This is a genomic window from Kitasatospora sp. NPDC004272, from assembly GCF_053603035.1.
Window position 1 is genome coordinate 1 of sequence record NZ_JBSGET010000050.1, and the last position, 26,171, is coordinate 26,171.

Annotated in this window: 23 protein-coding genes, 1 tRNA gene and 1 pseudogene; 9 read left to right on the plus strand and 16 right to left on the minus strand. The window is 73.7% G+C overall.

Annotation, left to right across the window (positions count from 1 at the left end):
• The 7 genes from ACWEO5_RS17350 to ACWEO5_RS17380 form a co-directional block, all read right to left on the minus strand.
• On the minus strand, positions 1-487 hold a 487-nt coding region (locus ACWEO5_RS17350), incomplete at its 3' end, for a Rho termination factor N-terminal domain-containing protein (protein WP_452163178.1).
• 512 nt (positions 488-999) lie between these two features.
• Positions 1,000-1,917 (minus strand): homoserine kinase, encoded by a 918-nt coding sequence (thrB, locus tag ACWEO5_RS17355; protein ID WP_344557238.1) that lies wholly within the window; start codon positions 1,915-1,917, stop codon positions 1,000-1,002.
• 301 nt (positions 1,918-2,218) lie between these two features.
• Positions 2,219-3,364, minus strand: coding sequence for a threonine synthase (gene thrC, locus ACWEO5_RS17360; RefSeq protein WP_452163179.1), 1,146 nt, complete (start codon positions 3,362-3,364; stop codon positions 2,219-2,221).
• Between the two features lie 11 nt (positions 3,365-3,375).
• Positions 3,376-4,668 (minus strand): homoserine dehydrogenase, encoded by a 1,293-nt coding sequence (locus ACWEO5_RS17365; RefSeq protein WP_452163180.1) that lies wholly within the window; start codon positions 4,666-4,668, stop codon positions 3,376-3,378.
• Between the two features lie 132 nt (positions 4,669-4,800).
• On the minus strand, positions 4,801-6,192 hold the full coding sequence (gene lysA, locus ACWEO5_RS17370; protein ID WP_452163181.1) for a diaminopimelate decarboxylase: 1,392 nt from the start codon (positions 6,190-6,192) through the stop codon (positions 4,801-4,803).
• 102 nt (positions 6,193-6,294) lie between these two features.
• Complete coding sequence (gene argS, locus ACWEO5_RS17375; protein ID WP_452163182.1) at positions 6,295-7,950, minus strand: arginine--tRNA ligase; 1,656 nt, start codon at positions 7,948-7,950, stop codon at positions 6,295-6,297.
• 117 nt (positions 7,951-8,067) lie between these two features.
• Positions 8,068-8,568, minus strand: coding sequence for a response regulator (locus ACWEO5_RS17380; RefSeq protein ID WP_452163183.1), 501 nt, complete (start codon positions 8,566-8,568; stop codon positions 8,068-8,070).
• 179 nt (positions 8,569-8,747) lie between these two features.
• Here ACWEO5_RS17380 and ACWEO5_RS17385 point away from each other — a divergent pair.
• From ACWEO5_RS17385 to ACWEO5_RS17395, 3 genes are all read left to right on the plus strand, one after another.
• A tRNA-Arg gene (locus tag ACWEO5_RS17385) sits at positions 8,748-8,819 on the plus strand.
• Between the two features lie 85 nt (positions 8,820-8,904).
• On the plus strand, positions 8,905-9,306 hold the full coding sequence (locus tag ACWEO5_RS17390; protein WP_452163184.1) for a hypothetical protein: 402 nt from the start codon (positions 8,905-8,907) through the stop codon (positions 9,304-9,306).
• Between the two features lie 61 nt (positions 9,307-9,367).
• Positions 9,368-9,745, plus strand: coding sequence for a hypothetical protein (locus ACWEO5_RS17395; RefSeq protein ID WP_452163185.1), 378 nt, complete (start codon positions 9,368-9,370; stop codon positions 9,743-9,745).
• A gap of 214 nt (positions 9,746-9,959) precedes the next feature.
• On the opposite strand, the gene ACWEO5_RS17400 is transcribed toward ACWEO5_RS17395, so the two are convergent.
• The 4 genes from ACWEO5_RS17400 to ACWEO5_RS17415 form a co-directional block, all read right to left on the minus strand.
• Positions 9,960-10,916, minus strand: coding sequence for a trypsin-like serine peptidase (locus ACWEO5_RS17400; RefSeq protein ID WP_452163186.1), 957 nt, complete (start codon positions 10,914-10,916; stop codon positions 9,960-9,962).
• 213 nt (positions 10,917-11,129) lie between these two features.
• Positions 11,130-12,542: an MFS transporter gene (locus ACWEO5_RS17405; protein ID WP_452163215.1), complete on the minus strand. Its 1,413-nt coding sequence runs from the start codon at positions 12,540-12,542 to the stop codon at positions 11,130-11,132.
• Positions 12,543-12,796: 254 nt separating this feature from the next.
• Positions 12,797-14,509 (minus strand): DUF885 domain-containing protein, encoded by a 1,713-nt coding sequence (locus ACWEO5_RS17410; protein WP_452163187.1) that lies wholly within the window; start codon positions 14,507-14,509, stop codon positions 12,797-12,799.
• Positions 14,510-14,565: 56 nt separating this feature from the next.
• Positions 14,566-15,216, minus strand: a complete 651-nt coding sequence (locus ACWEO5_RS17415; RefSeq protein WP_452163188.1) for a rhomboid-like protein — start codon at positions 15,214-15,216, stop codon at positions 14,566-14,568.
• Positions 15,217-15,354: 138 nt separating this feature from the next.
• Here ACWEO5_RS17415 and ACWEO5_RS17420 point away from each other — a divergent pair, with 138 nt between their 5' ends.
• Complete coding sequence (locus tag ACWEO5_RS17420; RefSeq protein WP_452163189.1) at positions 15,355-16,113, plus strand: TetR/AcrR family transcriptional regulator; 759 nt, start codon at positions 15,355-15,357, stop codon at positions 16,111-16,113.
• 175 nt (positions 16,114-16,288) lie between these two features.
• On the opposite strand, the gene ACWEO5_RS17425 is transcribed toward ACWEO5_RS17420, so the two are convergent.
• The 3 genes from ACWEO5_RS17425 to ACWEO5_RS17435 all read right to left on the minus strand — a co-directional run bounded on the left by ACWEO5_RS17425 (position 16,289) and on the right by ACWEO5_RS17435 (position 18,811).
• Complete coding sequence (locus ACWEO5_RS17425) at positions 16,289-17,128, minus strand: fumarylacetoacetate hydrolase family protein (RefSeq protein WP_452163190.1); 840 nt, start codon at positions 17,126-17,128, stop codon at positions 16,289-16,291.
• Positions 17,129-17,328: 200 nt separating this feature from the next.
• Positions 17,329-18,438 carry a DUF6745 domain-containing protein gene (locus ACWEO5_RS17430; protein ID WP_452163191.1) on the minus strand — a complete coding sequence of 370 codons (1,110 nt, stop codon included), beginning with the start codon at positions 18,436-18,438 and terminating at the stop codon, positions 17,329-17,331.
• A 46-nt stretch (positions 18,439-18,484) separates the two neighbouring features.
• The gene (locus ACWEO5_RS17435; RefSeq protein WP_452163192.1) at positions 18,485-18,811 is read right to left on the minus strand and encodes a hypothetical protein; all 327 of its coding nucleotides are present in this window, start codon (positions 18,809-18,811) and stop codon (positions 18,485-18,487) included.
• A 251-nt stretch (positions 18,812-19,062) separates the two neighbouring features.
• On the opposite strand from ACWEO5_RS17435, the gene ACWEO5_RS17440 reads away from it, so the two are divergent.
• The 5 genes and pseudogenes from ACWEO5_RS17440 (at position 19,063) to ACWEO5_RS17460 (ending at position 24,359) form a co-directional block, all read left to right on the plus strand.
• Positions 19,063-20,016 (plus strand): STM4015 family protein, encoded by a 954-nt coding sequence (locus tag ACWEO5_RS17440; protein ID WP_452163193.1) that lies wholly within the window; start codon positions 19,063-19,065, stop codon positions 20,014-20,016.
• 16 nt (positions 20,017-20,032) lie between these two features.
• Positions 20,033-21,106: pseudogene (locus ACWEO5_RS17445) on the plus strand (STM4014 family protein); the annotation flags it as partial.
• Between the two features lie 252 nt (positions 21,107-21,358).
• The gene (locus ACWEO5_RS17450; RefSeq protein WP_452163216.1) at positions 21,359-22,180 is read left to right on the plus strand and encodes an STM4013/SEN3800 family hydrolase; all 822 of its coding nucleotides are present in this window, start codon (positions 21,359-21,361) and stop codon (positions 22,178-22,180) included.
• A complete protein-coding gene (locus ACWEO5_RS17455) occupies positions 22,180-23,511 on the plus strand; it encodes an STM4012 family radical SAM protein (protein ID WP_452163194.1) in 1,332 nt (443 codons plus the stop codon). The genes ACWEO5_RS17450 and ACWEO5_RS17455 overlap by 1 nt, the downstream gene beginning before the upstream one ends.
• The gene (locus ACWEO5_RS17460; RefSeq protein WP_452163195.1) at positions 23,508-24,359 is read left to right on the plus strand and encodes an STM4011 family radical SAM protein; all 852 of its coding nucleotides are present in this window, start codon (positions 23,508-23,510) and stop codon (positions 24,357-24,359) included. Before ACWEO5_RS17455 ends, ACWEO5_RS17460 begins: the two co-directional genes overlap by 4 nt.
• A 31-nt stretch (positions 24,360-24,390) precedes the next feature.
• On the opposite strand, the gene ACWEO5_RS17465 is transcribed toward ACWEO5_RS17460, so the two are convergent.
• Positions 24,391-25,380 (minus strand): ABC transporter substrate-binding protein, encoded by a 990-nt coding sequence (locus ACWEO5_RS17465; RefSeq protein ID WP_452163196.1) that lies wholly within the window; start codon positions 25,378-25,380, stop codon positions 24,391-24,393.
• Between the two features lie 30 nt (positions 25,381-25,410).
• Positions 25,411-26,163 carry an amino acid ABC transporter ATP-binding protein gene (locus ACWEO5_RS17470; RefSeq protein WP_344557241.1) on the minus strand — a complete coding sequence of 251 codons (753 nt, stop codon included), beginning with the start codon at positions 26,161-26,163 and terminating at the stop codon, positions 25,411-25,413.
• Positions 26,164-26,171 lie beyond the last annotated feature (8 nt).

A 26,171-nucleotide genomic window follows, 5' to 3' on the forward strand; every position in this document is an offset into this window, starting at 1 on the left:
CGGCCGCGGCGGTGGCCCGGCGGCGCGGGCGCTCGGCCCGGGCGGTGGCGGCCGCGGTCTCGGCGGCGGCCTGCACCGGGATCTCGATCTGCGCCTGCGGCTGCGGCTCGGTGGCCGCGGCGGTGCGGGTGCGGCGGGCGGCCCGCGGCGGGGCCGCTTCGCCCTGCTCCTCGGCCGGGGCGGCCTCGGCGGCGGGCGCGGCGGTCTTGGCGGCCTTCTTGGCGGCCGGGGCGGCGGAGCCGGAGGCGCCCGCGAGCAGCGGGTCACCGCCGCTCTTCTCCTTGATGGCCTCGATCAGCTGGCTCTTGCGCAGCCGCCCGGTGCCGCTGATCCCGAGGGACGAGGCGAGCTTCTGGAGCTCGGCCAGCACCAGGCCGTCCAGGCCGGCGGCAGCGGTACGACGGCGTCGCGCCGGAGCCGCAGGGGCTGCCGCGTCCGACGCCTCGGCGTCCGGGCGCGCGCCCATCAGATCGGTGGTGTCGCTCACTAAGGGTCCTTCCCTGGAGCGGACGTCGGCCTGTCTGGCACGGCGACCGGTTGTGCTGTCCTGTCCAGCGGCTCTTTGCGCCGGCCAGGGGCTGGATTCCCGCGGAAGGCTGGTCCTTCCGGGGAGCTGCGAAGTGCGGTGCACTGTGGTGCGAAGCGGCGCGGACGGCCGGGTTCTGCTGCCGACCTCGCTGCGCCTGTTGATGCCCGGGCCCCCGTCGCGCGGCGGCACTGCGGGCCCCGCCCGGCCGAGCCTCAGTGCGGAGGCTGGAGGTGGGGGTCCGGTGCCGTCACGGCTTCGGGATGGGCCCCACTTGCGCAGGCAGGCTGCGTACGCGGTGTGGCGAGCTCCCGGAGAATCGTGCTCCCGAGCTTCCGGCCCCCGTGCGGACGGGGGAACGGGATCGGGATGCGTCGCACCGGCGCCCGGAGGGCACCTGGTGCAGCAATGAGGTTAACACTACCTACCCCCTGACACATTCCCCAGCCCTTTGCTTGTCAATCGTGTCCGTCTCACATGTCGAGCGGCAGGACGGTGGCGCCGGTGCGGTCCAGCTCCAGCCGGTGCGCCGCGAACTGCGCCCCCGCGCTGTTGAGCACCTTGCCGACGTGGGCCTCGTCGGTGAGCGCGAGCACGGTCGGTCCGGCGCCCGAGATGACGGCGGGGACGCCCTCGGCGCGCAGGGCGGCGACCAGGGCGGCGCTGTCCGGCATCGCGGAGGCCCGGTAGTCCTGGTGCAGGCGGTCCTCGGTGGCGGTGAGCAGCAGCTCCGGGCTGCGGGTGAGCGCCTCGACCAGCAGGGCGGCCCGGCCCGCGTTGAGCGCGGCGTCGGAGAGCGGCACGGTCTTGGGGAGCAGGCCGCGGGCGGTCTCGGTGAGCACCTCGGTGGAGGGGATGAACACGACCGGCACGACCCGGTCGGAGGGGTCCAGCGTGATGGTGCGGGCGCCGCCGTCCTCGGTCCAGGCGACGGTGAAGTTGCCGCGCAGGCAGGCCGCGACGTTGTCGGGGTGGCCCTCCAGCTCGGAGGCGAGGGCCAGCAGCGCGTCGTCGCCGAGCGCGGAGGCACCGCCGATGGTGACGGCGCGGGCGGCGACGATGCCGGCGCAGATCGCGGCGGACGAGGAGCCCAGGCCGCGGCCGTGCGGTATCCGGTTGGCGCAGACCACTTCGAGGCCGCGGGGCTGGCCGCCGAGCCGGTCGAAGGCGGCGCGCATCGAACGGACCACCAGGTGGCGCTCGTCGCGGGCGAGGTTCTCGGCGCCCTCACCGGCGATGTCCACGGTCAGACCGGAGTCGGCGACCCGGACCACCACGTCGTCGTAGAGACCCAGGGCGAGGCCGAAGGCGTCGAAGCCGGGGCCGAGGTTGGCGCTGGTCGCGGGGACGCGGACCCGGACGGCGGCGGCGCGGAACGCGGGACCGGCCATGCGGTGGACACACTCCTGAGAAAGTGGGGGGAGCCAGGCCCGGACGACGCGGACGACGGGGGCGGCGGTGGTTCTGGCGGCGGGGTCTCGAAAGGGGGCGCGCAGCATGGCGCGGCCCGCCGGGGTCAAGCGTATCGAAGAGAGGTTCCGGAGCGGTACACCCTGCTCGGCTCGGATCTTCCGTGTTGCCCCAAGCAGCGCGAAAGCGCCGGTGGGGTGACCGGAAAACGGCGGCGAGCGGCCGGCCCGGAAGGGGCCGGCCGCTCGCCGGGTTGACGCCCGGTCAGTGGCGTCGGTGACGTCAGTCGAGCAGGCCCAGGCGGCGGGCGGCCGTCTCCGGGTCGATCGGGACGACCTGCGGCTGCGGGGCCCCGGCCACCGCCCAGTCCGGGTCCTTGAGGCCGTTGCCGGTGACGGTGCAGACGATCCGCTGGCCGGGGTCGACCAGTCCGGCCTCGGCCTTGGCCAGCAGGCCGGCCACCGAGGCGGCGGAGGCGGGCTCGACGAAGACGCCCTCCTGCGCGGCCAGCAGGCGGTAGGCGGCCAGGATCTGGCGGTCCGTCACCTTGTCGATCAGGCCGCCGGAGTCGTCCCGGGCGGCCAGCGCGTAGTCCCAGGAGGCCGGGTTGCCGATCCGGATCGCGGTGGCGATGGTCTGCGGCTTGAGCACCGGGGCGCCGTCCACGATCGGGGCCGAGCCGGACGCCTGGAAGCCCCACATCCGCGGGGTGCGGGTGGCCAGGCCGGGAAGGGTGCGACGCGAAGCGTCTCCGTCAAGGGTGGTGGCGGGCGACGGGCGGGAGTACTCGCGGTAGCCCTTCCAGTAGGCGGTGATGTTGCCCGCGTTGCCGACCGGCAGGACGTGGATGTCCGGGGCGTCGCCGAGCATGTCGACGATCTCGAAGGCGGCGGTCTTCTGGCCCTCGATGCGCACCGGGTTGACCGAGTTGACCAGGGCGACCGGGTACTTCTCGGAGAGCTCGCGGGCCAGCGTCAGGCAGTCGTCGAAGTTGCCGTCGACCTGCAGGATCTTGGCGCCGTGCACCAGCGCCTGGCCCATCTTGCCCAGGGCGATCTTGCCCTGCGGGACGAGCACCGCGGAGACCATGCCGGCCCGCACCGCGTAGGCGGCGGCGGAGGCGGAGGTGTTGCCGGTGGACGCGCAGATGACGGCCTGGGCGCCGTCCTCCTTGGCCTTGGAGATGGCCATGGTCATCCCGCGGTCCTTGAAGGAGCCCGTCGGGTTGGCGCCCTCGACCTTGAGGTAGACGTCGCAGCCGGTGCGCTCGGAGAGCACCTGGGCGGGGACGAGCGGCGTGCCGCCCTCCAGCAGGGTCACCACGGGGGTGGAGTCGGAGACCGGGAGGCGGTCGCGGTACTCCTCGATGAGGCCGCGCCACTGGTGGGTGTGGCTGCCTCGGGCGGTGCTTTCGGCAATGGCGTTCATACCGGTTTTCCTTATTCCCCTTCGACCCGCATGATGCTGGCCACGTCGCGCACGCTGTCCAGTGCGCGGAGCTTGTCGACCGTCGCCGACAGGGCGGCGTCGGTGGCGCGGTGGGTGACCACCACGAGCGCGGCGTCGCCGTCCCGGCCCTGCTGGCGCACGGTGTCGATGGAGACGCCGTGGTCGGCGAAGACCGAGGCGACCTGGGCGAGCACGCCCGCGCGGTCGTCCACGTCCAGGCTGACGTGGTAGCGGGTGACCACCTCGTCCATCGGCTTGGCGGGCAGCGCGGCGTAGACCGAGTCGCCGGGGCCGGTGGAGCCGGTCAGCTTGTTGCGACAGACCGCGACCAGGTCGCCGAGGACCGCGGAGGCGGTCGGCGAGCCGCCCGCGCCGGGGCCGTAGAACATCAGCCGGCCGGCCGCCTCGGCCTCCACGAAGACCGCGTTGTACGCCTCGCGGACCGAGGCCAGCGGGTGGCTGAGCGGGATCATCGCCGGGTGGACCCGGGCGGTGACCGAGGCGCCGTCGGCGGCCCGCTCGCAGATCGCCAGCAGCTTGACCACGCAGCCCATCTGCTTGGCGGAGGCGATGTCGGCGGCGGTGACCTCGGTGATGCCCTCGCGGTAGACGTCCGCGGCGGTGACCTTGGTGTGGAAGGCGATCCCGGCCAGGATGGCGGCCTTGGCGGCGGCGTCGAAGCCCTCCACGTCGGCGGTCGGGTCGGCCTCGGCGTAGCCCAGCGCGGTGGCCTCCTCCAGCGCCTCGGAGTACCCGGCGCCGGTGGAGTCCATCTTGTCCAGGATGAAGTTGGTGGTGCCGTTGACGATGCCCAGCACCCGGTTCACCTTGTCGCCGGCCAGCGACTCGCGCAGCGGGCGCAGCAGCGGGATCGCCCCGGCCACGGCGGCCTCGTAGTAGAGGTCGACGCCGGCCGCGGCGGCCGCGGCGTGCAGTTCGGCGCCGTCCTTGGCGAGCAGCGCCTTGTTCGCGGAGACGACCGAGGCGCCGCTCTCGAAGGCTTTCAGGATCAGCGACTTGGACGGCTCGATGCCGCCCACGACCTCGACCACCACATCGATGTCGCCGCGGCCGACCAGGGCCTCGGCGTCGGTGGTGAGCAGGTGCTCGGGGACGCCGGGGCGGGGGCGGCCGGCCCGTCGGACCGCGATGCCCGCGAGCTCGACCGGGGCACCGATGCGGGCGGCGAGGTCGTCGGCCGTCGTCGTCATGATGCGCGCCACCTCGGAGCCCACCACACCACAGCCCAGCAACGCCACCTTCAGCGGGCGCGTACGCATCATCCGACTCCGCTCTGCATTCTTCGGTCCCCGTCGGGGCGCTCCGTCGTCCCCGGGGGCATGTCTGTTCACACCAGTCTCCGGGACTTTCCGCACAGATCTACGGCTGGTCCACGTTCTGAGACGAAAATTTCGTCAGCCGACATCCAGCCGCAGGAGATCCTCCTCCGTCTCGCGGCGGACGATCACCCGGGCCGCGCCGTCGGCGACGGCCAGCACCGGGGGCTTGAGGGCGTGGTTGTAGTTGCTCGCCATCGAGCGGCAGTAGGCGCCGGTCGCGGGCACCGCGATCAGGTCGCCGGGGGCCAGGTCGGCGGGCAGGAAGGCGTCCTTGACCACGATGTCGCCGGACTCGCAGTGCTTGCCGACCACCCGGACCAGCATCGGCTCGGCGTCGCTGGTGCGGGAGGCCAGCGCCACCGAGTAGGCGGCGTCGTACAGCGCGGTGCGGATGTTGTCGGACATGCCGCCGTCCACGCTGACGTAGGTGCGCAGGCCCTCCAGCGGCTTGACCGTGCCGACCTCGTACAGCGTGAACGCGGTGGGGCCGACGATCGCCCGGCCGGGCTCGACGCTGATCCGGGGGACCGTCAACCCGGCCGCGGCGCACTCCCGTCGGACGATCTCGCCGAGCGCGGCGGCGATCTCGGCGGGCTCGCGCGGGTCGTCCTCGGCGGTGTAGGCGATGCCGAGCCCGCCGCCCAGGTCGACCTCCGGCAGCTGGACGCCGTGCTCGTCGCGGACCTCGGCGAGCAGGCCGACCACCCGGCGGGCGGCGACCTCGAAACCGGCGAAGTCGAAGATCTGCGAGCCGATGTGCGAGTGGATGCCGCGCAGTTCCAGGGCGGGCTCGGCCAGCACCCGGCGGACCGCCTCGGCGGCCAGGCCGCCGGACAGCGAGAGGCCGAACTTCTGGTCCTCGTGCGCGGTGGCGATGAACTCGTGGGTGTGCGCCTCGACGCCGACGGTGATCCGGATCAGCACCGGCTGCCGGACGCCCTGCGCCCCGGCGATCTCGGCCAGCCGCTCGATCTCCTGGAAGGAGTCCACCACGACGTGGCCGACGCCGGCCTTCACGGCCTGCTCCAGCTCGCGCACCGACTTGTTGTTGCCGTGCAGCGCGATCCGCCCGCCCGGCATCCCGGCCGCCAGCGCGACGTGCAGCTCGCCCGAGGAGCACACGTCGACGTTCAGGCCCTCCTCGTGCAGCCAGCGCACCACGGCCTTGGACAGGAACGCCTTGCCCGCGTAGTACACGTCGGCGTCCGTGCCGAAGGCGTCCCGCCAGGCCCGGGCCCGGGCCCGGAAGTCGGCCTCGTCCAGCACGTAGGCGGGGGTGCCGAACTCCTCGGCCAGGGTGCGCACGTCGACGCCGCCGACGGTGAGCGCGCCGTCCGCGCCGCGGGCCACGGTGCGCGCCCACACCTTGGGGTCGAGGGCGTTCAGGTCGGCCGGCGGGGCCTGGTAGTGCCCCTCGGGCAGCACGTCGCCGTGCCGGGGGCCCGCCGGGTGAGCGGATCGACTCATCTTGCTGTCACTTCCTCGACCTATGGCGAGGGGCGGCGACCGGTCCGCCGTGGACCGGTCCGCCGCCCCTTCGCTCCGTACCGTGCGCTGGGGGCTTGGTGCTTACATCCGCTCGGGCGCCGAGACGCCGAGCAGTCGGAGGCCGTTGGCCAGCGTCGTTCGCGTGGCGTCGGCCAGCCAGAGCCGGGCGTGCGTGAGGTCGGTGACCTCCTCGTCGCCCTTCGGCAGGATCTGGCAGTTGTCGTAGAACCGGTGGTAGGCGCGGGCCAGCTGCTCCAGGTAGGTGGCCACGTGGTGCGGCTCGCGCAGCTCGCCGGCCTTGGCCAGCACCCGCGGGAACTCGCCGAGCTGGCCGAGCAGGTCGTTCTCCCACTCGGTGCTGAGCAGCTCCGGGGCGAAGTCCGCGCTGCGGGTGATGCCCTTCTCCGCCGCGTTGCGCTGCACGGAGCACATCCGGGCGTGCGCGTACTGCACGTAGAAGACCGGGTTCTCGGCGGTCTGGCTGGTGACCACGTCGATGTCGATGGTGATGGTGGAGTCGGTGGACTGCCGCACCAGCATGTAGCGGGCGGCGTCCACGCCGATCCAGTCGACCACGTCGTCGATCGTGATGATGTTGCCCGCGCGCTTGGAGAGCCGGACCTCCTTGCCGTCGCGCAGCATCTTCACGAACTGGCCGATCATCACCTCGATGTTGCGGCCCATGTCGTCGCCGGCGCAGGCCGCGATGGCCTTGAGGCGGTTGACGTAGCCGTGGTGGTCGGCGCCGAGCATGTAGACCGAGACCTCCGCGCCGCGGTCCCGCTTGCTCAGGTAGTAGGCGGCGTCGGCGGCGAAGTAGGTGGTCTCGCCGTCGGCCTTGATCAGGACGCGGTCCTTGTCGTCGCCGAAGTCGGTGGTGCGCAGCCAGATCGCGCCGTCCCGGTCGAAGACGTGGCCCTGCTCGCGCAGCCGCTCGATGGCCTGCTCCACCGCGCCGGAGTCGTGCAGCGTCTGCTCGGAGAACCAGGTGTCGAAGTGCACCCCGAACTCGGTCATCGAGCGCTGGATCTCGGCGACCATCAGCTTGAGGCCCTCGGTCCGGAACGCCCGGAGCTGCTCGTCCTCGGGCAGCTCCAGCACGCCGGGCAGGCCCTCGGTGACGGCCTTGGCGATGTCGGTGATGTACTCGCCGACGTAGCCGTCCTCGGGGACGGGCTGCCCGTTGGCGGCGGCCTTGAGCGACTTGGCGAACTTGGTGATCTGCACGCCGGCGTCGTTCAGGTAGTACTCGGTCGACACCTCGGCGCCGGTCGCCTTGAGCACCCGGGCCAGCGAGTCGCCGACGGCGGCCCAGCGGACGCCGCCGATGTGGATCGGGCCGGTCGGGTTCGCCGAGACGAACTCCAGGTTGATCTTCAGGCCCTTGAGCGCCTCGTTGCGGCCGTACGCCTCGCCCGCCTCGACGATGGTGCGCGCCAACTCGCCCTGGGTGGCGGCGTCCAGCGTGATGTTCAGGAAGCCCGGACCGGCGATGTCGACCTTCGCGACGCCGGTGATCCCTCGCAGACGCCCGGCCAGGATCTCCGCGACGGCTCGCGGCGGCTTGCCGGCCGGCTTCGCGAGCTGGAGGGCCACGTTGGTGGCGTAGTCGCCGTGGTCCCTGTTCTTGGGCCGCTCGACCGTCACGTGCGCGGGCACGTCGACGGTCAGCTCGCCCGCCTCGATGGCGGTGCTGACGGCGGCCTGGACTGCCTGGGAGAGTTCTGCGGGTGTCACGGTGCCCAGCCTAGGCGAGACGGGGGACCCGGCCGCCACTCGGTTTGCCCGCCGCGGCGCGCGTCGCGGCTCCGGACGTGCTTCGTGTCGTCGGACGCCGCTGCTGGCGGGCACATCTCACGGGCGCGGCTCGTCCGGCCGGACGAGTTCCTGCCGCCGTTCGCTCTGAGCTGAATCGTGCGGGTCCGGCCCGCCGGACGGCACCGGGCTGCCGAAGTCGTAGGCGAAGCGCCGCTCCGCCGAGGCCGCCGCCCGCAGCCGCCGCACCAGCGCGACCAGCTCCGCCGGGTCGAAGGGCTTGGCCAGGTAGCCGTCCACCCCCACCGACTCGCCGCGCTCCAGGTCGGCCGGCGTGCAGGCGCTCACGATCGCGATCGGCAGGTGCGCGGTGTCCCGCGAGGCGCGCAGCCGGGCCGCCGTCCGCAGGCCGTCCAGCCGGGGCATCACCACGTCCAGGGTGACCACGTCCGGCGCGACCCGGCGGACCACCTCCAGGCACTCGGCACCGTCGGCGGCGGTCACCACCTCGAAGCCCTCCAGCTCCAGGTTGACCCTGATCAGTTGGCGGATCACCTCGCTGTCGTCCACCACGAGGACCCGCCCCGACGTCGCCGCCACCTCACCGAGGGTAGCCGCGCCCCGCCCCCCGCGTCCGGCCTTTCGGCTCCTTGCCGGCCGCCTGCTGACGGGCCGTCGGGCGGCGCCCGACCGGGCCGGGCGAACCCGTGCACGGACCACGGAGTTTCCCTGGTAGTGTTTTCCCCGTCAGGCCGGGCAGCACCGCGAGGTTAGCCCAGGCCCCCGTAGCTCAGGGGATAGAGCACCGCCCTCCGGAGGCGGGTGCGTAGGTTCGAATCCTACCGGGGGCACAAGCGCAACAGAGGCTCGGATCCACGGGATCCGGGCCTTCTCCGCGTTCGGGGCACTGTCAGCGGCGGCCGCTACGGTCCGGGCATGACGATCAGACCTTCCAGCGCTTGGCGCGAGGACGTGGCGGCGGAGGCCCGCGAGGTGGCGGCGGGGCTTCGGGAACCCGGGGAGGCTTTCCTGGCGGAGCTCTTCCCGGAGGCGCTGCTGACCGCCACGGACACCGTCCTCCAGGAGTTCGAGACCGACGTGCGCGCGCTGGCGGGGCCGTCCGACGAGCAGGTCATGGCGGTGGTCGAGCGGGTGGTGCTCGCGCTGAACGCCGTCAACGAGTCGTTCGACGGGGCCGGCTACGAGACCGACGAGCGGGAGCAGCTCTGCGAGTACGTCGACCGGGTGCTGACGCACGGCGGCGTCGACGTCCCGGCGCTCGCGGGGCGCCTCGGCATCGGCCGCTACGAGATCACGGACGAGTGGCGCGACTGGTGACGGCCGCCGACGGGGCGTGACGGGACCCGGGCCCGCCGGGGTGTGGCAGGGTACCCGGGTGATGATCTCTCCCGAACAGGTCCGGCTGGTCTCCGGGGCGTCCGCGCCGATCCTGCTGCTCGGCGGCGCCCCCGTGCACGGCGGCCTGCCGGTGCTGCGCGTCACGGACGGCTCGGTGCCCGGGCTGGACGGCTGGTCGGTGTTCGCCCGGCTGACCATGTGCGTGCTGGACGGCCCCGGCGACGAGGGCTGCGTCTTCCCCACCCTGGGCGGCTCCTTCGACACCGACGGCGTCGCCCGCTGGTGCGAGGAGGTCGAACGGGCCGGCGGAGCGCTGGTCGTCTCCCTCCCCGAGCCCGCCGGCCTGACCGGACCGCTCGACTGGCCGGTCCTCCTCGACGGCGGCTCGCACGGCGGCTTCGCCCCCGCGATGGGCTGACCGCCCGGCCGGCGGGAGGCGAAATCAGGGGCTCGGGGAACGGCGAGTCCGTGCTGCTGACGGCCGGAGCCCATCGGAGGTCCGTGCTGCTGCGTGTGGTGAACAGAACCTGAAGCAGATGCGCTGGGCGGCAGTGAACCCGCAGCAGCCGCGGACTCGCCGTTCCCCGAGCCCCTGAATGCGCACCCCTGAATGCGCGCCCCTGACGGGGCTCTCAGCTGGCCTCGGCGAGGAGTTCGGCGATGGTGTGGTCGAAGGCGGCGCTGTAGGAGGTGTCGGCGGTGTCGCCGCCCTGCTGGTAGCCGCCGATGACGCCGATGACCTCTCCGGTGTCGGTGTCGACGAAGGGGCCGCCGCTGGTGCCGCCGGGGAAGGCGGGGCAGTCGATCCGGCGCTGGTAGGTGTCCTGGCGGGTGGTGGTGTTGGTGCAGAGGATGGGGAGTTCGGTGCTGGCGGGGTAGCCGTAGAGGCGGACCCGGGCGGTCCAGGGGGCGTCGGTGCCGAGGGGGTTGCCGCCGACGGCGTCCTCGATCTGGCGGCCGTCGTTGGGGGCGACGGCGAGGATCGCGAAGTCCTCGTCGGGGTCGCCGCCGTTGCGCCAGCCGTCGGCGGTGTAGACCTTGGTGACCCGCCAACTGCCGTACGGGGCACGGCCGTCGCGGTAGCCGGGGGCGAAGGTGGTGCCGTTCGCGCCGGAGAGGCAGTGCGCGGCGGTGAGGATCAGGTTGCGGCCGGGGCTGTCGATGACGCTGGCGGTGCAGAAGTGGTTGCCGGGGGTGGCCTGGCCGGAGAACAGGGCGCCGACCCGGCGGGACTCGGCGTCGTCGGGGGCGGTGGTGGTGACGCCGGGCCGGTCGTCCGGCGGGGCGCTGGGCGGGGCCTGCAGGGTGGGACCGGCGGCGCGGCCGGCCTGCGCCACCGCGTCGGGGGCGTCGGCCGGGGGCGCCGCGGAGGGCGTGGGCGTGGGCGTGGACGCGGCGGTGGGAGGGCCGGTGGGAGAGGCGAGGGTGGTCAGGGCGACGCTGTCGGTGCTGGGCCGCCGCGGGGCGTGCAGGTGGACGGTGAGCAGCCCGGCCGCCGTTATCGCGCCGACGACGCCGACCGCGAGGACGGAGGTGAGGGCGGCCTGCCGCAGCGCGCGGCGTCCGTCCGGCCTGGTGTGTCGTTCCATCCGCTGCCCCGCTCCCGCCGTTCCTGGTCCTGGTGGCGCCCGCGCCGGGGTTCCGGCGCGGGCACCTGTCGCTCCCCGCCTGCCCCAATATCCGCCGTCCAACTGGGAAAGCCGTCAGGTCCGCCTGGGAGGCTCGTGAGATTTCCGGCGGCGTGCAGCGGGTCGCACGGGCGGGGGCGGGCGGCCGGGTCCGGCGCCCAACCGCCCGGGGTGTCAGACCGTGGCGCGGGCCTCGGCGGCGGCGTCCTTGCCCCGGGCCTCGCCGGGGGCCGGGCGGTGGTTGATCATCAGGAAGGCGACCAGTGCGGCGCCCAGCAGGATGGCCATCGCGACGGTGGTGGCGACGGCGTAACCGTGCACCGCGCCGTTGGCCTGCACCAGCGGGTCGGTGGGGTTGCGGGCGGCCAGGTAGGTGGCGGTGACGCTGGCGGCGATGGTGTTGAGCAGGGCGGTGCCGATCGAGCCGCCGACCTGCTGGGCGCTGTTGATGATGGCGGAGGCGGCGCCGGTCTCCTCGGGGGCGACGTTCAGGGTGGCCAGGCTCATGGTGGGCATGAAGACCAGGCCCATGCCGAAGCCGAGCAGCAGTTCGGCGGGCAGCACCATGGTGGCGTAGGGGCTGTCCACCTTGATCTGGGTGAGCCAGGCCATGCCGGCGGCGCCGAGCAGCAGGCCGGGGACGACCAGGTTCCGGGTGGGGATCCGGGTCATCAGCCGGGAGGCGATGCCGGCCGCGCTGATCACGATGGCGGCGGTCATCGGCAGGAAGGAGACGCCGGCCTTGATCGGCGAGTAGCCCTTGATCACCTGCAGGTAGTAGGTGAGGAAGAGGAACAGGCCGAACATGCCGATCACGGCGAGCCCGACCGAGAGCGCGCCGCCGGCCCGGTTCCGGTCGCCGATCAGGTGCATCGGCAGCAGGGCGTGCTCGGTGCGCCGTTCGACCAGCGCGAAGACGGCGAGCAGGGCGACGCCGCCGCAGAGCGCGGTGAGCACCAGCCAGTCGTCCCAGCCGCGGGTGACCGCCTCGGAGGTGCCGTACACGATGGCCAGCAGGCCGCCGCAGCCGAGCACCGCGCCGGGCAGGTCGAGCCGGACCCGGCGGGAGCGGTCGACGTGGTCGCGCACCAGCAGGTAGTACGCGGCGATGCCGGTGATGATCGCGATCGGCACGTTGACGTACAGGCACCAGCGCCAGGACAGGTACTCGGTGAGCAGTCCGCCGGTGATCAGGCCGATCGCCGCGCCGCCGCCGGCCAGGGCGCCGAAGATGCCGAAGGCGCTGGCGCGCTCGCGCGGGTCGCGGAAGGTGACGGAGAGCAGGGAGAGCGCGGACGGGGCGAGCAGCGCGCCGAAGGCGCCCTGCAGGGCGCGGGCGGCGAACAGCATGCCGCCGGTGGTGGAGAAGCCGCCGATGCCGGAGGCGAGGGCGAAGCCGAGCAGGCCGACCATGAAGGTCCGCTTGCGGCCGAAGAGGTCGCCGATCCGGCCGCCGAGCAGCAGCAGTCCGCCGAAGGCCAGCGTGTAGGCGGTGATCACCCACTGCCGGTTGGCGTCGGAGATGTCGAGCGCCTTCTGCGCGGACGGGAGGGCGATGTTCACGATCGTCGCGTCGAGGACGATCATCAGTTGGGCGATGGCGATGACCGCCAGGGCCCACCAGCGGCGCGGATCCGCGGCAGGAGTGTCGGGGGCTTGCTGGGGTGTCACCGTGGGGCCGCCTTCCGCCGATCGGGAGTGGGGCAGGGCGCGTACGGCGCTCTTCCCAGGGAAACCCCCGGACGGACCGGCGGCAAGGCGAATTGGCCGGTTTGTCAATATTTGGGACGGCGGTCCCGGGTGCCCGGCCGCATCGGCCACCCGGGACGCGGTCCGTCCGGTTACAGCGCGCTCAGCTCGGTGACCAGGTCGTCCAGGCCCAGCGAGCCCTGGGACAGCGCCGCCATGTGCCAGCTCTTGAGGTCGAACTCGCCGCCGCGCGCCTCGGCCGCCGCCCGGGCCGCGGCCCGGCCGCGCAGCCAGGCCCGCTCGCCGAGCTTGTAGCCGATCGCCTGGCCGGGCAGGCCCAGGTAGCGCACCAACTCGCTGTCCAGGAAGTCGGCGGACAGGCCGCAGTAGGCGCCGAAGAACTCGCGGGCCCGCTCGGGGAGCATCGGCTCGCCGGGGGCGAACGGCGAGTCGGCGGGGAAGTCCAGCTCGGCGTGCATGCCGATGTCGACGATCACCCGCAGCGCCCGCATCATCTGGGCGTTCAGGTAGCCGAGGCGGTGGCCCGGGTCGGTCAGGTGGCCCAGCTCGTCCATCAGGCGCTCGGCGTACAGCGCCCAGCCCTCCATGTTGGCGCTGACCCCGCCCAGGGTGACCTGGTAGGTGGAGAGCCGGTCGGCGACGTACGTCCACTGGGCGAGCTGCAGGTGGTGGCCCGGGACGCCCTCGTGGTACCAGGTGGAGACCAGGTCCCACTCGGGGAACGCCTCCCGGCCCAGGGTCGGCAGCCAGGTCCGGCCGGGGCGGGAGAAGTCCAGCGAGGGCTGGGTGTAGTACGGGGCGGCGGCGCTGCCGGGCGGGGCGATCCGCGACTCGACCCGGAGCAGCGGCTCGGCCAGGTCGAAGTGGGTGCCCTGGAGGTCGTCGATCGCCCGGTCCATCAGGCCCTGCAGGTACTCCTGCACCTGCTGCTCGCCGCGGATCGCCGGGCCGTCGGTCTCCAGCCACTTCATGACCTGCATCGGGGTCTCGCCCGGGCGGACCTTCTCCGCCTCGACCCGCATCTGCGCGTCCAGCTCGTGGAACTGCTCCCAGGCCCAGCGGTACGCCTCGTCCAGGTCGAGCTCGGCACCCGTCCAGTACCGCACCCAGCGGGTGTAGCGCTCCCGGCCGACCGCGTCGGGGGTGCCCTGGGCGGCGGGGGCGTACACGTCGCGCATCCAGTCGCGCAGCTCGGCGAGCGCGGCGGTGGCCGCGACGGCGGTGGCGGTCAGCTGCTCGCGCAGGTGCTCGGGGGCCGGGGCGACCAGGTCGCCGAACCAGCCGCCGGGGGTGTCGCCGTCGATCCACTCGCCGAACTGGCCGACCGCCGTCTCCACCTGGCGCGGCGCCGACAGCAGGCCGCGCCGGACGCCCTCCTCCAGGCTCGCCCGGTACTGGGCCATCGCCAGCGGGAAGCGGGCCAGCCGGCGGCCGAGCCGCTGCCAGTCCTCGTCGGTGTCGGTGGGCAGCAGGGTGAACACCTCGCGGGTGTTGTGCACCGGCGAGCCCAGGTTCCGGACGCTGCGGTAGTCCTCGCCCGCGTCGTGCACGGCCAGTTCGGCGGTCAGCCGCTCGCGCAGCAGCCGGGCGCAGCGGCGTTCGGCCTCGTCCTCGACCGGGCCGGACGCCTCCAGCGCGTCCAGGGCCGCCAGGGTGCGGCGGGCCAGTTCGGCGGTGGCTTCGACGCCCTCGGGCGACAGGTCGGTCAGCCGGTCGTCGTCCGGGTTGAGGCCGAGGTAGACCGCGGTCAGCGGGTCGGCGTCGGCGAGGGCGTGGACGTAGGAATCAGCGAGGCGGCGCGGGGTGGGGCCGCTCGGGTGAGGGTCGTTCAGTTCATGAGCCATCCGGCCATTCTGTTGGAGCGGCAGGCGAATTCAACCCCTGTCCGCCCTCGGGATCGTCAGCCCTTGACGGGGGTCGGCCGGCGCACGCTGCGCCACGGGTCCCAGGTGGGCAGGCCCCGGGTGATCGGGTAGAACGCCAGGCCGATCAGCACCGAACAGAAGTGCCCCAGATCGGTGAACGTGTGCGAGGTCAGCAGCGGCACCAGGTAGAAGCCGACCAGCCCGCACCCGTACACCCAGCGCCACGCCCCGGCCAGCCGGTACGTCAGCACGCCCTCCACCCCGGCCAGTGCGTACGACACGCCGACGTCCACCGTGGTCGACATGTTCGACGGCAGCACCTGGTGGTTGACGCCCCAGGCCACCACGCCCTCGCTGACGAAGGTCGCCAGCACGTGCGCGGTCAGCGCGACGGTCAGCCAGCGGCGGGTGCCCAGCCAGCGCTCGGCCGGCACGTGGAAGACGTGGAAGACCACGAAGTAGAACAGGAAGTTCGCCTGCTCGGTCCAGATCAGGCTGGCCAGCAGGGCGTGCACCGGGCGCGAGGTGAGCTGGTCGACGTTGGTGGAACGCTTCTGCAGGAAGTAGTCCAGCGCCGCCGGATCCATCCGGGCCACCACGAAACTGGTGAGCGCCAGCAGCAGCAGCCACACGTACGTCCCCGGCGACCTCCCGATCCACCGCCACACCGCCCGCACCCACCGCACCGGCCGCTCCTCGCCGTCCTCCGCTGGCCCCGGCCCCCAGTCTGCGGCCGCGGACCGGGCCCCGCCCGACGGGAACTCCGCCGGTCGCGGCCGTGCGCAGCGGGTGCGGCGGCCCGCCCGAGGTCTACCCTGGCACCCATGGCAGCGACCCCCTCCCCCGTCGGGGACCCCGTCGACGACCCCACCGCCGCGCAGCGCCCCCGCCGCGCCACCTACCGGAGGCTGCCCGTCCAGCAACGGCGCGAACAACTGATCGCCGTCGCCCTCGAACTGTTCGCCTCCCGCCCGCCCGAGGAGGTCTCCCTGGACGACGTCGCGGAGGCCGCCGGCGCCTCCCGGCCGCTGGTCTACCGCTACTTCGCCGGCGGCAAGCAGCAGTTGTACGAGGCGGCCCTGCGCAGCGCCGCCTCCGAACTCACCACCCGGTTCACCGTCGAAGCCACCGACGGCACCCCTACCCAGCAGCTCGGCGCCGTCCTGCACCGGTACTTCGACTTCGTCGGCGAGCACGCCGCCGGCTACGGCGCGCTGCTGCGCGGCGGCTCGGTCGTCGAGACCGCGCGCACCTCGGCCATCGTCGACGACGTGCGCCGCGCGGCGCTGAGGCGCACCCTGCGGTACCTGGGGGTGCGGGAGGCCGGACCGCGACTGACCCTGCTGGTCCGCTCGTGGATCTCGGTGGTCGAAGCCTCCGCGATCAGCTGGCTCGACGAGGGGCGGCAGATCCCGGCCGACTCGCTGTGCGCCTGGCTGGTCGACCAGTTCGTGGTGATGGCCGCGGCCACCGCCGTCCGCGACGCCCAGACCGCGGAGGTCCTGCACGGCTGGCTGGCGCTGGAGACGGCGGACAGCCCGGCGGGCGTGCTCGTCGCGCGCCTGCGCGCGATGGGGTTGTGAGGAGTCGCGTTCAGGGGCCCGGGGAACGGCGGGTCGATGCTGCTGACGGCCGGAGTCCGTCGAAGGTCCGTGCTGCTGCGTGTCTTGAACGGAACCCGAAGCCGATGCGCGCTCCGGCAGTGCACCTCGCGCAGACCGGGCCTCGCCGTTCCCCGAGCCCCTGACGGTGCTCGTACTAAGCCTGGCCGAGGGTGGTCTCCTGGCGGCCGAGGCCGGTGACTTCGAGGGTGAGCCTGTCGCCCTCGCGGAGGAAGGGGGTGCCGGGGCGGCCGAGGGTGACGCCGGCGGGGGTGCCGGTGATGACGATGTCGCCGGGGTCGAGGCGCATGAAGTGGGTGAGGTAGCGGACGGTTTCGTGCACCGGGAAGATCATCTCGGCGGTGGAGCCGTTCTGGCGGAGTTCGCCGTTGACCCACAGCCGCAGGTCGAGGGCCTGCGGGTCGCCGAGCTCGTCGGGGGTGACCAGCCAGGGGCCGAGCGGGGTGAAGGTCTCGGCGGACTTGCCCTTGTCCCACTGGCCGCCGCGCTCGAACTGGAAGGCGCGCTCGGTGACGTCGTTGGCGGCGGCGTAGCCGGCGATGATCGCGGCGGCGTCGGCCGGGGTGTCGAGGTAGCGGCCGGTGCGGCCGATGACGACGGCGAGTTCGACCTCGTAGTCGGTCTTCAGGCTGCCGCGCGGGACGAGCACCTGGTCGTGGGGGCCGACCAGGGTGTTGACGGGCTTGAGGAAGACCACCGGCTCGGTCGGGATCGCGGCGCCGGCCTCGGCCGCGTGGTCGCGGTAGTTGAGGCCGATGCCGACGATCTTGCCGGGGCGGGCCACCGGCGGGCCGACGCGTTCGCCGGCGAGGTCGGTGACCGGGAGGGTGGCGGGGTCGAGGGCCGCCGGGTCGAACCCGGCGAGGAAGGCGCCGTCGAGGTCGGGGGTGAGCGGGCGGAGGTCGCGGGCGGTGCCGTCGGGGGCGAGCACGACCGGTCGTTCTGCGCCGGCCGGGCCCACGCGGAGGAGCTTCACTGTCCGTCACCACCTGTTCGTCTCGGGAGCGGGTCGTCGCCGCCCCGGGACATCGAGGTATATCAGGGGCGCTCGCCTGCGGAACAGCGGTGCCGCTTCGGCGAATTCCTCCCATTCGGAGGGGGCCGGGCGCAGGCCGAATCATCGGCCCGCACCCTTGACAGCGGCCGCCCGCCGCCGGTCAGGTCTCCCGCCGCCGGTCAGGTCTCGCGCTGCGGCCGGTAGTCGGCCTCCTCGACGCCGAACGTCCAGGCGACGCCGGCCCGGGCGGTGCGGGTGCCGGGCGGGACGCGCAGGTAGTAGGTGCGGTGGGTGCCGTCCGGTTCGGGGGTGGAGTTGACCACCTCGACCATCACCACCGGTTCGTCGTCGGGGAGTTGGATCCGCCACAGGACGCCGGTCTCGTCCTGGTGCAGCGGTTCGGCGCCGGACTCGGCGAGGTAGCGGTCGTAGCCGAAGTGCTCCAGCATGACGCGGCGCAGTTCGGCGTTCTCCTCGGTGCGGATGCGCTCGGGGGTGAGGCCGGAGAGCCGGTCGGGGAAGTCGGCGGGGACGGGCATGCCGCGCCAGGCGTACAGGGCGAAGCCGTCGGCGTAGGCGAGGGCCGGGCCGTCGGCGCGGTCGAGCCGGCCGGCCTCGTCGCGGTGCAGGGCGGCGGGGCGTTCGCTGAGCAGCACGGTGCGCTCGTACGGCCACCACCAGCCGGTCTGGCGGGCGACGCCGGCCAGCGCGGCGAGGGCCGCGTCGCCGGTGCCGGCGGTGTCGAAGGCAGCGAGCCAGGCGGCGTCGTGCTGGCCGGCCACGGCGTCCAGCAGGGCGAGCCGGACCATGCCGCGCCGTTCGGCGGCGGCCTGGCGGAGCGCCAGGTTCTCGGGCTTGCGGGCCTCGCGCCAGTCGTCGATCGGCTCGGGCTCGGGGGCGAAGTGGTCGAGCAGCGCGGTGCGGACGCGTTCGGCGGGCAGGTCGGTGGTGCCGACGAGTTCGCCGCCGGTGGTGTTCCACAGTTCGGCCCAGCCGGTGGGGCCGAGTGCGCCGAGGGCGCCGGTGCGGGCCCGTTCCCAGGCGGCGGTGCGCACCTGCTCGCGCACGCTGGCCCCGAACTCGCCCCGGTGGTCGAGGAGTTCGGCGAGGGCGGCGCGCGGCGAGGGGTACCAGCGGAACTCGGTGGGCTCGGCGAGCCCGGCGGCCCGGTAGGCGTCCCTGACGGCCTGTTCGGCGGTGGCGCGGTCGGCGGGGCCGGTGGCGGCGGCGACGGCCCGCCAGTGGGCCGCCGAGAGGTCGGCCGGACGGCCGGTCAGCTGGCTGGTCATCGGTTCTCCGTGGGCTGGGTCTGGGGCGGGTGGCGGGCGGGCGGGCTCAGTCGGCGACCATGCGGACCGCGCCGGGCGCGTACTCGCGCTGGCGGACCACCCGGAACCAGCCGCTGGGCAGGGTGATCGCCGCGTGCTCCTCGTGGACGACCCGGCCGCCCTCCGGCAGGTGCAGCCAGGCGGGGGCGAACGGGCCTCCCTCGCGGGCGAGTTCGCCCGGGCCGACCACCGCGTGGGCGTGCCCGGTCACCTCGCCGAGGGCCAGCACCAGCCGCCCCCGGGCGTCCCGCGGCCGGCGCGCCAGGTGGGCGACGGAGGCCGGCACCGCGCTCTGCGCGACCGGCACGATCAGTACGTCTCCCTGGCGGTACACGGGGCCTCCCGCTGTCAGGTCCGGCCCGCTGCCGAACTCCGTGCCCCGAAAACTAGGCCGTGCCACCGACAACCCCGCTCCCGTCGCGTCCTTCGTGCGGGTGAACGTCACGGGCGCCTGGTAGACAGGTCTCCGGTCCACCACGGGCCGCGAGGCCTGCCGCGGGCCGCGGGGTCCTCACGGGCCGCGCGGCCCACCGCGGGCCGCGACGGACAGCAGCGGTACGACGAAGAAGCAGCGAGGAGCAGCGCATGGTTGTCAGGGACCACGCCGAGGAGTTCCACGGCCTCCCGGTCACCGATTTCCACACCGCCCGGGAGAAGGGCGACCTCCCGGCGGCGGGCAGCACCGCCTGGCGGGTCGGCCTGGACTGGGAGGACGAGGAGGGGGAGTTCCCCGCGCTGTGGCAGGCGTTCGTGGACGCCGTCGACCTGTCGGAGGTCACCGCGCTGGTGCTGGGCCGCTGGTTCCCGGAGGAGCCGGAGCCGCTCTCCGAGGCGCTGCCGCTGATCCTCGCCGCCGCCGACCGGATGCCGGCGCTGCGGGCGCTGTTCCTCTGCGACGTCACCGGCGAGGAGTGCGAGATCTCCTGGCTCCAGATGTGCGACGTCACGCCGGTGTTCGAGGCCTTCCCGCTGCTGGAGGAACTGGTGGTGCGCGGCTCCGCCGCGGACTACGAGGACAAGGAGCGGCTCGCCCTCAAGCCGCTGCGGCACGAGCGGCTGAGGGCGCTGCGCTTCGAGTCCGGCGGCCTGCCCGCCCCGGTCGTCCGGGCGGTCGGCGCCTGCGACTTCCCGGCGCTGGAGCGGCTGGAGCTGTGGCTCGGCGTCGACGGCTACGGCGGCGACTGGACGCTGGAGGACCTCGCCCCGTTCCTGTCCGGCGCCAAGCTGCCCGCGCTGACCCACCTGGGCCTGCAGGACTCCGAGGAGCAGGACCGGATCGCCGCACTGGTCGCCCGGGCCCCCGTGGTGCCCCGGCTGACCGGCCTGTCGCTGTCCATGGGCGCGTTCACCGACGAGGGCGCGGCGGCGCTGCTGGAGGGCCAGCCGCTCACCCACCTGAAGACCCTGGACCTGCACCACCACTACCTCACCGAGGGCATGCAGCAGCGCCTGCGCGAGGCGCTGCCCGGGGTCGCGATCGACCTCTCCGACGCCGAGGACCCGGGCGACAACTGGCGCTACGTCGCCATCTCCGAGTAGGCGGGACGGCGGAACGTTGACCTCGCACCAGCCGTCCCCCCTGGTCGTCCTGGGCTGCCCTGGGCACCGCCGGGTCACCCTGTTCGCCGCCGCGGCCCGCGCCGCGGGGCGGCCGGAACCCGCCGTGCTGCCCTGGTCGGACCTGCTGCGCGGACGGTACGGACTGCCGCCCGGCGCGGTGGTCCGGCTCGACTCGCCCGGCGAGGACCCGGAGGCCGACCGGCTGCTGCGCGGTCCCGTCCTCGGCCCGGGGTACGCCGCGACCCGGGTCGAGGGCGGCCCCGCCTGGTACGCGGGCGTCACCGCCGCCCTGCGCGGGCTGGCCGCCCGGCCCGGGGTGCGCCTGCTCGGCGACCCGGACGAGATCGCCGTGATGTTCGACAAGCGGCGCACCCACGCCCGGCTGGCCGCCGCCGGGGTGCCGGTGCCGCCCGCGCTGCCCGGCGGACTCCCGTCCGGCTTCGAGGAGTTGCGGGAGCGGCTGGCGGCGGCCGGGATGCGCCGGGTGTTCCTCAAGCCGGTGCACGGCTCCTCCGCGTCCGGCGTGGTGGCGCTGGAGTTCGGCCCGCGCGGCCGGGTCCAGGCCACCACCTCGGTGGAGCTCGCCCCGGGCGGGCTGCACAACTCGCTCGCCGTCCGCCGCTACCGCTCCGCGGCGGAGGTCGCCGAACTCGTCGACCGGCTCGCCCCCGAGGGCCTGCACGTCGAACGCTGGATCCCCAAGTCCGGCCAGCACGGCCGGGCGGCGGACCTGCGGGTCCTGGTGGTCGGCGGCCGGGCCACCCACGCGGTGGTCCGCACCAGCCGGCACCCGATGACCAACCTGCACCTCGGCGGGGCCCGCGGCGGTACCGACCTCGCCCGGGCCGCCGCGGGCGAGCACTGGCCCGAGCTGCTCGCCACCGCGGAGGCCGCCGCGAGGTGCTTCCCGCACGCCCCCATGGTCGGCGTCGACCTCCTCCCCCACTCCCGCTGGCAGCGCGCCGCGGTCGCCGAGGTCAACGCCTTCGGCGACCTCCTCCCCAACCTCCCCGGCCTCCCCGAGGGGCCGGCCGCGGGCCTGGACACCTACGCGGCCCAACTGGCTTCGCCCGCCTATGAACTGACGGGAAGCCCCGCCAGGGGCTCGGCCGAGAACGGACGAGAGAGCCCCGCCAGGGGCTCGGGGAACGGCGAGGCCCAGTCTGCGAGCGGTTCACTGCCGTTGCGCGCATCGGCTCCGGGTTCCGTTGAAGACACGCAGCAGCACGGACTCGCCGTTCCCCGAGCCCCCGTTGTGGATCCCGCCGTTCTTCCCGAGCCCCTGGTTCGTTCCCCTTCGTCTGCCGCGGAGATCCCCGACATGAACGAGGTCGTCGGGTCGCACGACCTGCTGCTGGTCACGCTCGACACGTTGCGCTTCGACGTCGCCGCGGAGCTGTTCGCGGCGGGGCGGCTGCCCAATCTGGCGAAGGTCCTGCCGCCCGCCGGCTGGGAGCGGCGGCACTCGCCGGGGAGCTTCACGTACGCCGCGCACCAGGCGATCCTGGCCGGGTTCCTGCCGACGCCGGCCTCGCCGGACGGGCCGCACCCGCGGCTGTTCGCGGCGCGGTTCGCCGGTTCGGAGACCACCGAGCCGCGGACCTGGGTGTTCGACGCGCCGGACCTGCCGACCGCGCTCGCCGGGGCCGGGTACCGGACGGTGTGCATCGGCGGGGTGGGGTTCTTCAACAAGCGGGGGCCGCTGGGTTCGGTGCTGCCGGGGTTGTTCCAGGAGAGCCACTGGGCACCGGAGTTGGGGGTGCCGTCGCCGACCTCCTTCGAGTCGCAGGTGGCGGTGGCGGAGCGGGTCGCGGCCGAGCAGCCGCCCGATCGGCCGCTGTTCCTGTTCCTGAACGTCTCGGCGCTGCACCAGCCGAACTGGTTCCACCTGCCGGGTGCGACCCGCGCGGACGGGGACAGCCGGGAGACGCACGCCGCCGCGCTGGAGTACGTGGACGCGCACGTGGGCAGGCTGTTCGCGGCGATGAGCGCCCGGCGGCCGTGCTTCGCGATCGTCTGCTCCGACCACGGCACCGCGTACGGCGAGGACGGGTACACCGGCCACCGGATCGGCCACGAGGTGGTCTGGACCGTCCCGTACGCGCACTTCTTCCTTCCCGCCGGCCCGTCACGGGAGTCCTGATGAGCACCACCACCGCCGAGTCCCCGTACCGGAGTTACGTCTACGCGTACCCGCACAAGACGGCGTACCGCGCGCTGCCGGAGCGGCCGCGGCTCGCGGAGCTGTGGCGGGGGGAGAAGCAGGACGCGCTGTCGCTGTACCTGCACGTGCCGTTCTGCGAGGTGCGGTGCGGGTTCTGCAACCTGTTCACCCGGATCGGCAGTCCGGAAGGGCTGACCACCGCGTACCTGGACGCGCTGGAGCGGCAGGCCGGGCAGGTGCGGGAGGCGCTGGCGCCGGACGCCCGGTTCGCGCTGGCGGCGTTCGGCGGCGGGACGCCGACCTACCTGACCGCGGCCGAGCTGGAGCGGCTGTGCGACATCGCCGAGTCGCGGATGGGGGCGGACCTGCGGGCGGTGCCGCTCTCGGTGGAGGCGTCGCCGGACACCGCGACGGCGGACCGGTTGCGGGTGCTGGCCGAGCGCGGCACGACCCGGCTGAGCCTGGGCGTGCAGTCGTTCCTGGACGGGGAGGCCCGGGCGGCGGTGCGCCCGCAGAAGCGGGCGGCGGTGGAGGCCGCGCTGGGGCGGGTGCGGGACGCCGGGTTCCCGGTGCTGAACATCGACCTGATCTACGGCATCGACGGCCAGACGCCCGCCAGTTGGGTGGAGTCCCTCGACGCGGCCCTGCGCTGGCAGCCGGAGGAGCTGTACCTGTACCCGCTGTACGTCCGGCCGCTGACCGGCCTGGGCCGGCACGGCGCGGCCGACGCGCCGAGCCCGGAGTGGGACGCCCAGCGGCTGGCGCTGTACCGGACGGGCCGCGACCACCTGCTGGCCGAGGGGTACGAGCAGGTGTCGATGCGGATGTTCCGCCGGGCCGGCGCGGCGCGCGCGAGCGCGGGCGAGTACGCCTGCCAGACCGACGGCATGGTGGGCCTGGGCTGCGGGGCCCGCTCGTACACCTCGCGGCTGCACTACTCCTTCGACTACGCGGTGGACGCCCGCGAGGTGCGCCGGATCATCGACGACTACGTGGCCGCGCCGGACTTCTCCCGGGCCGAGCTGGGCTGGGCGATGACGGACGAGGAGACCCGCCGCCGCCACCTGGTGCAGTCGCTGCTGCAGGGCGACGGCGTCGACCTGGCGGCCTACCGGGAGCGCTTCGGCAGCGCCCCGGAGCTGGACTTCCCGGCCGAGCTGGCCGAGTTCGCCGCCCGCGGCTGGCTGTCGGCGCGGGACCCGGCCCGGCTGCTGCTGAGCGCGGAGGGCCTGGCCTGGTCGGACGCGGTGGGGCCGCGGCTGTTCTCGCCGGCGGTGCGCGCCAACATGGCGGAGTACGAGGCCAAGTGAGCGACCACCTGACCCTGCTGTACCGGGGCCCGCTGTCCTCCTGCGACTACGACTGCCCGTACTGCCCGTTCGCCAAGCGGCGCGACACCCCCCAGCTGCTGCGGGCCGACCGGGCCGCGCTGGAGCGGTTCACGGCCTGGGCGGCGGCGTACCGGCACGGGCGGCTGTCGGTGCTGTTCACGCCGTGGGGCGAGGGGCTGGTGCGCAGCTGGTACCGGCGGGCGATGGTGGAGCTGAGCCGGCTGCCGCACCTGGAGCGGGTGGCGATCCAGACCAACGCGAGCTGCCGGACGGCCTGGCTGGCGGAGGCGGACCGCGCGAAGCTGGCGCTCTGGGTGACGTACCACCCGGGGCAGGTCGGCGAGCCGCGCTTCCTCGCCAAGTGCGCCGAACTCACCGCGCTGGGCGTGCGGTTCAGCGTGGGCGTGGTCGGGCAGCCGGAGCACCTGGCGGCGGCCCGCCGACTGCGGGCGGCGCTGCCGGCGGAGGTGTACCTGTGGGTGAACGCGGCCGACGGGCTCACCTACACCGACGCCGAGGCCGCGCGGTGGACGGAGCTGGACCCGCTGTTCGGCTACAGCCGGCACCCGCACCGCAGCGCGGGGCTGCCGTGCCGGACGGGCGAGAGCGTGCTGTCGGTGGACGGGGACGGGACGGTGCGCCGCTGCCACTTCGTCCGGCCGCCGCTGGGCAACCTGTACGACGACTCGTACCGGGAGCAACTGCGGCCGCGGGCCTGCCCGTTGGGGTCGTGCGACTGCCACATCGGCTACGTGCACCTGGAGTCGCTGCCGCTGTACGACGTGTTCGCGGGCGGCGTGCTGGAGCGCATCCCGCACGGGTGGTGAGGGATGCGCTCCGGGGCGCGCCGGGGAGGCGTCAGCTGTTGGTCTTGGGCAGGCCGGGCGGGTTGATCTCGGAGGTCTGCACGGCCTCGTTGTCCAGGCCCCAGCGCTTGAGGACCTGGGCGTAGGTGCCGTTCTTGATGGTCTCGTTGATCGCCGCGTTGAGCGCGTTGACCAGGCCGTTGTCCTTCTTGGTGGTGGCGGCGATCTTGCCGAGGACGGTGTCGCCGGCGCCGGAGTAGGTGCCGATCACCTCGGTCTCGCCGGTCTGCGCGGAGTGGAAGGCGGCGGCCGGGTTGGGGCCGAGCCAGGCGTCGATCCGGCCGGAGCCGAGGGCCAGGTAGTAGTCGGAGGCGTTCTGGTAGTACTTCACGTCGACCGGCTTGAGGCCGTTCTTGACGTCCTGGTCGCTCCAGGCCAGCAGCAGCTTCTCCTGGTTGGTGCCGGAGGAGACGCCGATGGTGTGCCCGGCGACGTCGGCCGGGCCGGTGACCTTCCAGCTGCCGCCCTTCTTGGCCTCGAAGCCGAGGATGTCGAGCCGGTAGGTGGCGAAGTCGTACTTCTCCTTGCGGGCCTCGGTGACGGTGACGTTGGTGATGCCGACGTCGTACTTGCCGCTGTCCAGGCCGACGAAGACGTTCTCCCAGGAGACCGGGTTGACCTCGATCTTCAGGCCGAGCACGTCGGCGATCAGGTGCGCCAGGTCGGGCTCGGTGCCGATGACGGTCTTGTCGTCGGTGGCGTAGAAGCCCAGTGGCGGGACGGTGCCGACGTTCGCCGCGACCTGGAGGGTGCCTCTTCGGCGGATCTCCTCGGGGAGGAGGGCGGCGATCGAGTCGACCTTGGGGGTGGTGATCCGGTTCTGGTCGGGCGTCAAGTTGATCTTCACGCCGTTGGGCGCGGTGCCCTCCTTCTTGCCCTTCAGGTCGGCGGAGGCGTTGTTCGAGGAGCCGCAGGAGGTGAGCAGCAGGGTGGCGGCGAGGACGGCGGCGGCCGAGGCGATGGTGCGGCGGTTCACGGACATGTGGGCGACTCCTTCGTCAGGAAAGGGATTTCAGAGGACCTTGGCGAGGAAGGCGCGGGTGCGTTCGTGCTGCGGGTCGTCCAGCACCTGGGCCGGCGGCCCCTGTTCGACCACCACGCCGCCGTCCATGAACACCACCGTGTCGGCGACCTCGCGGGCGAAGCCGATCTCGTGGGTGACCACGATCATGGTGGTGCCGGTGCGGGCCAGGTCCTTGATCACGTCGAGCACCTCGCCGACCAGTTCGGGGTCGAGCGCCGAGGTCGGCTCGTCGAACAGCAGCACCTTGGGCTCCAGGGCGAGCGCCCGGGCGATGGCGACCCGCTGCTGCTGGCCGCCGGAGAGCCGGCGCGGGTACTCGGCGGCCTTGTCGGCGAGGCCGACCCGCTCCAGCAGTTCCAGCGCCCGGGCCCGGGCCTGCTCCTTGGGCACGCCGAGCGCGCCGACCGGGGCCTCCACCAGGTTCTCCAGCACGGTCAGGTGCGGGAACAGGTTGAAGTTCTGGAACACGAAGCCGAGCCGGGTGCGCTGCTTGAGCACCTCGCGCTCGGGCAGTTCGCGCAGCTTGTCGCCGACCCGCCGGTAGCCGATCAGTTCGCCGTCCACCCGGACGTACCCCTGGTCGAGCTTCTCCAGGTGGTTGACCGCCCGCAGCAGGGTGGACTTGCCGGAGCCGGACGGGCCGAGCACCACGGTGACGGTGCCGGGGCGGACGTCGAGGTCGATGCCGCGCAGCACCTCCAGCCGTCCGAACCGCTTGTGCACGCCGCGTACTTCGACCATGGCCGTGG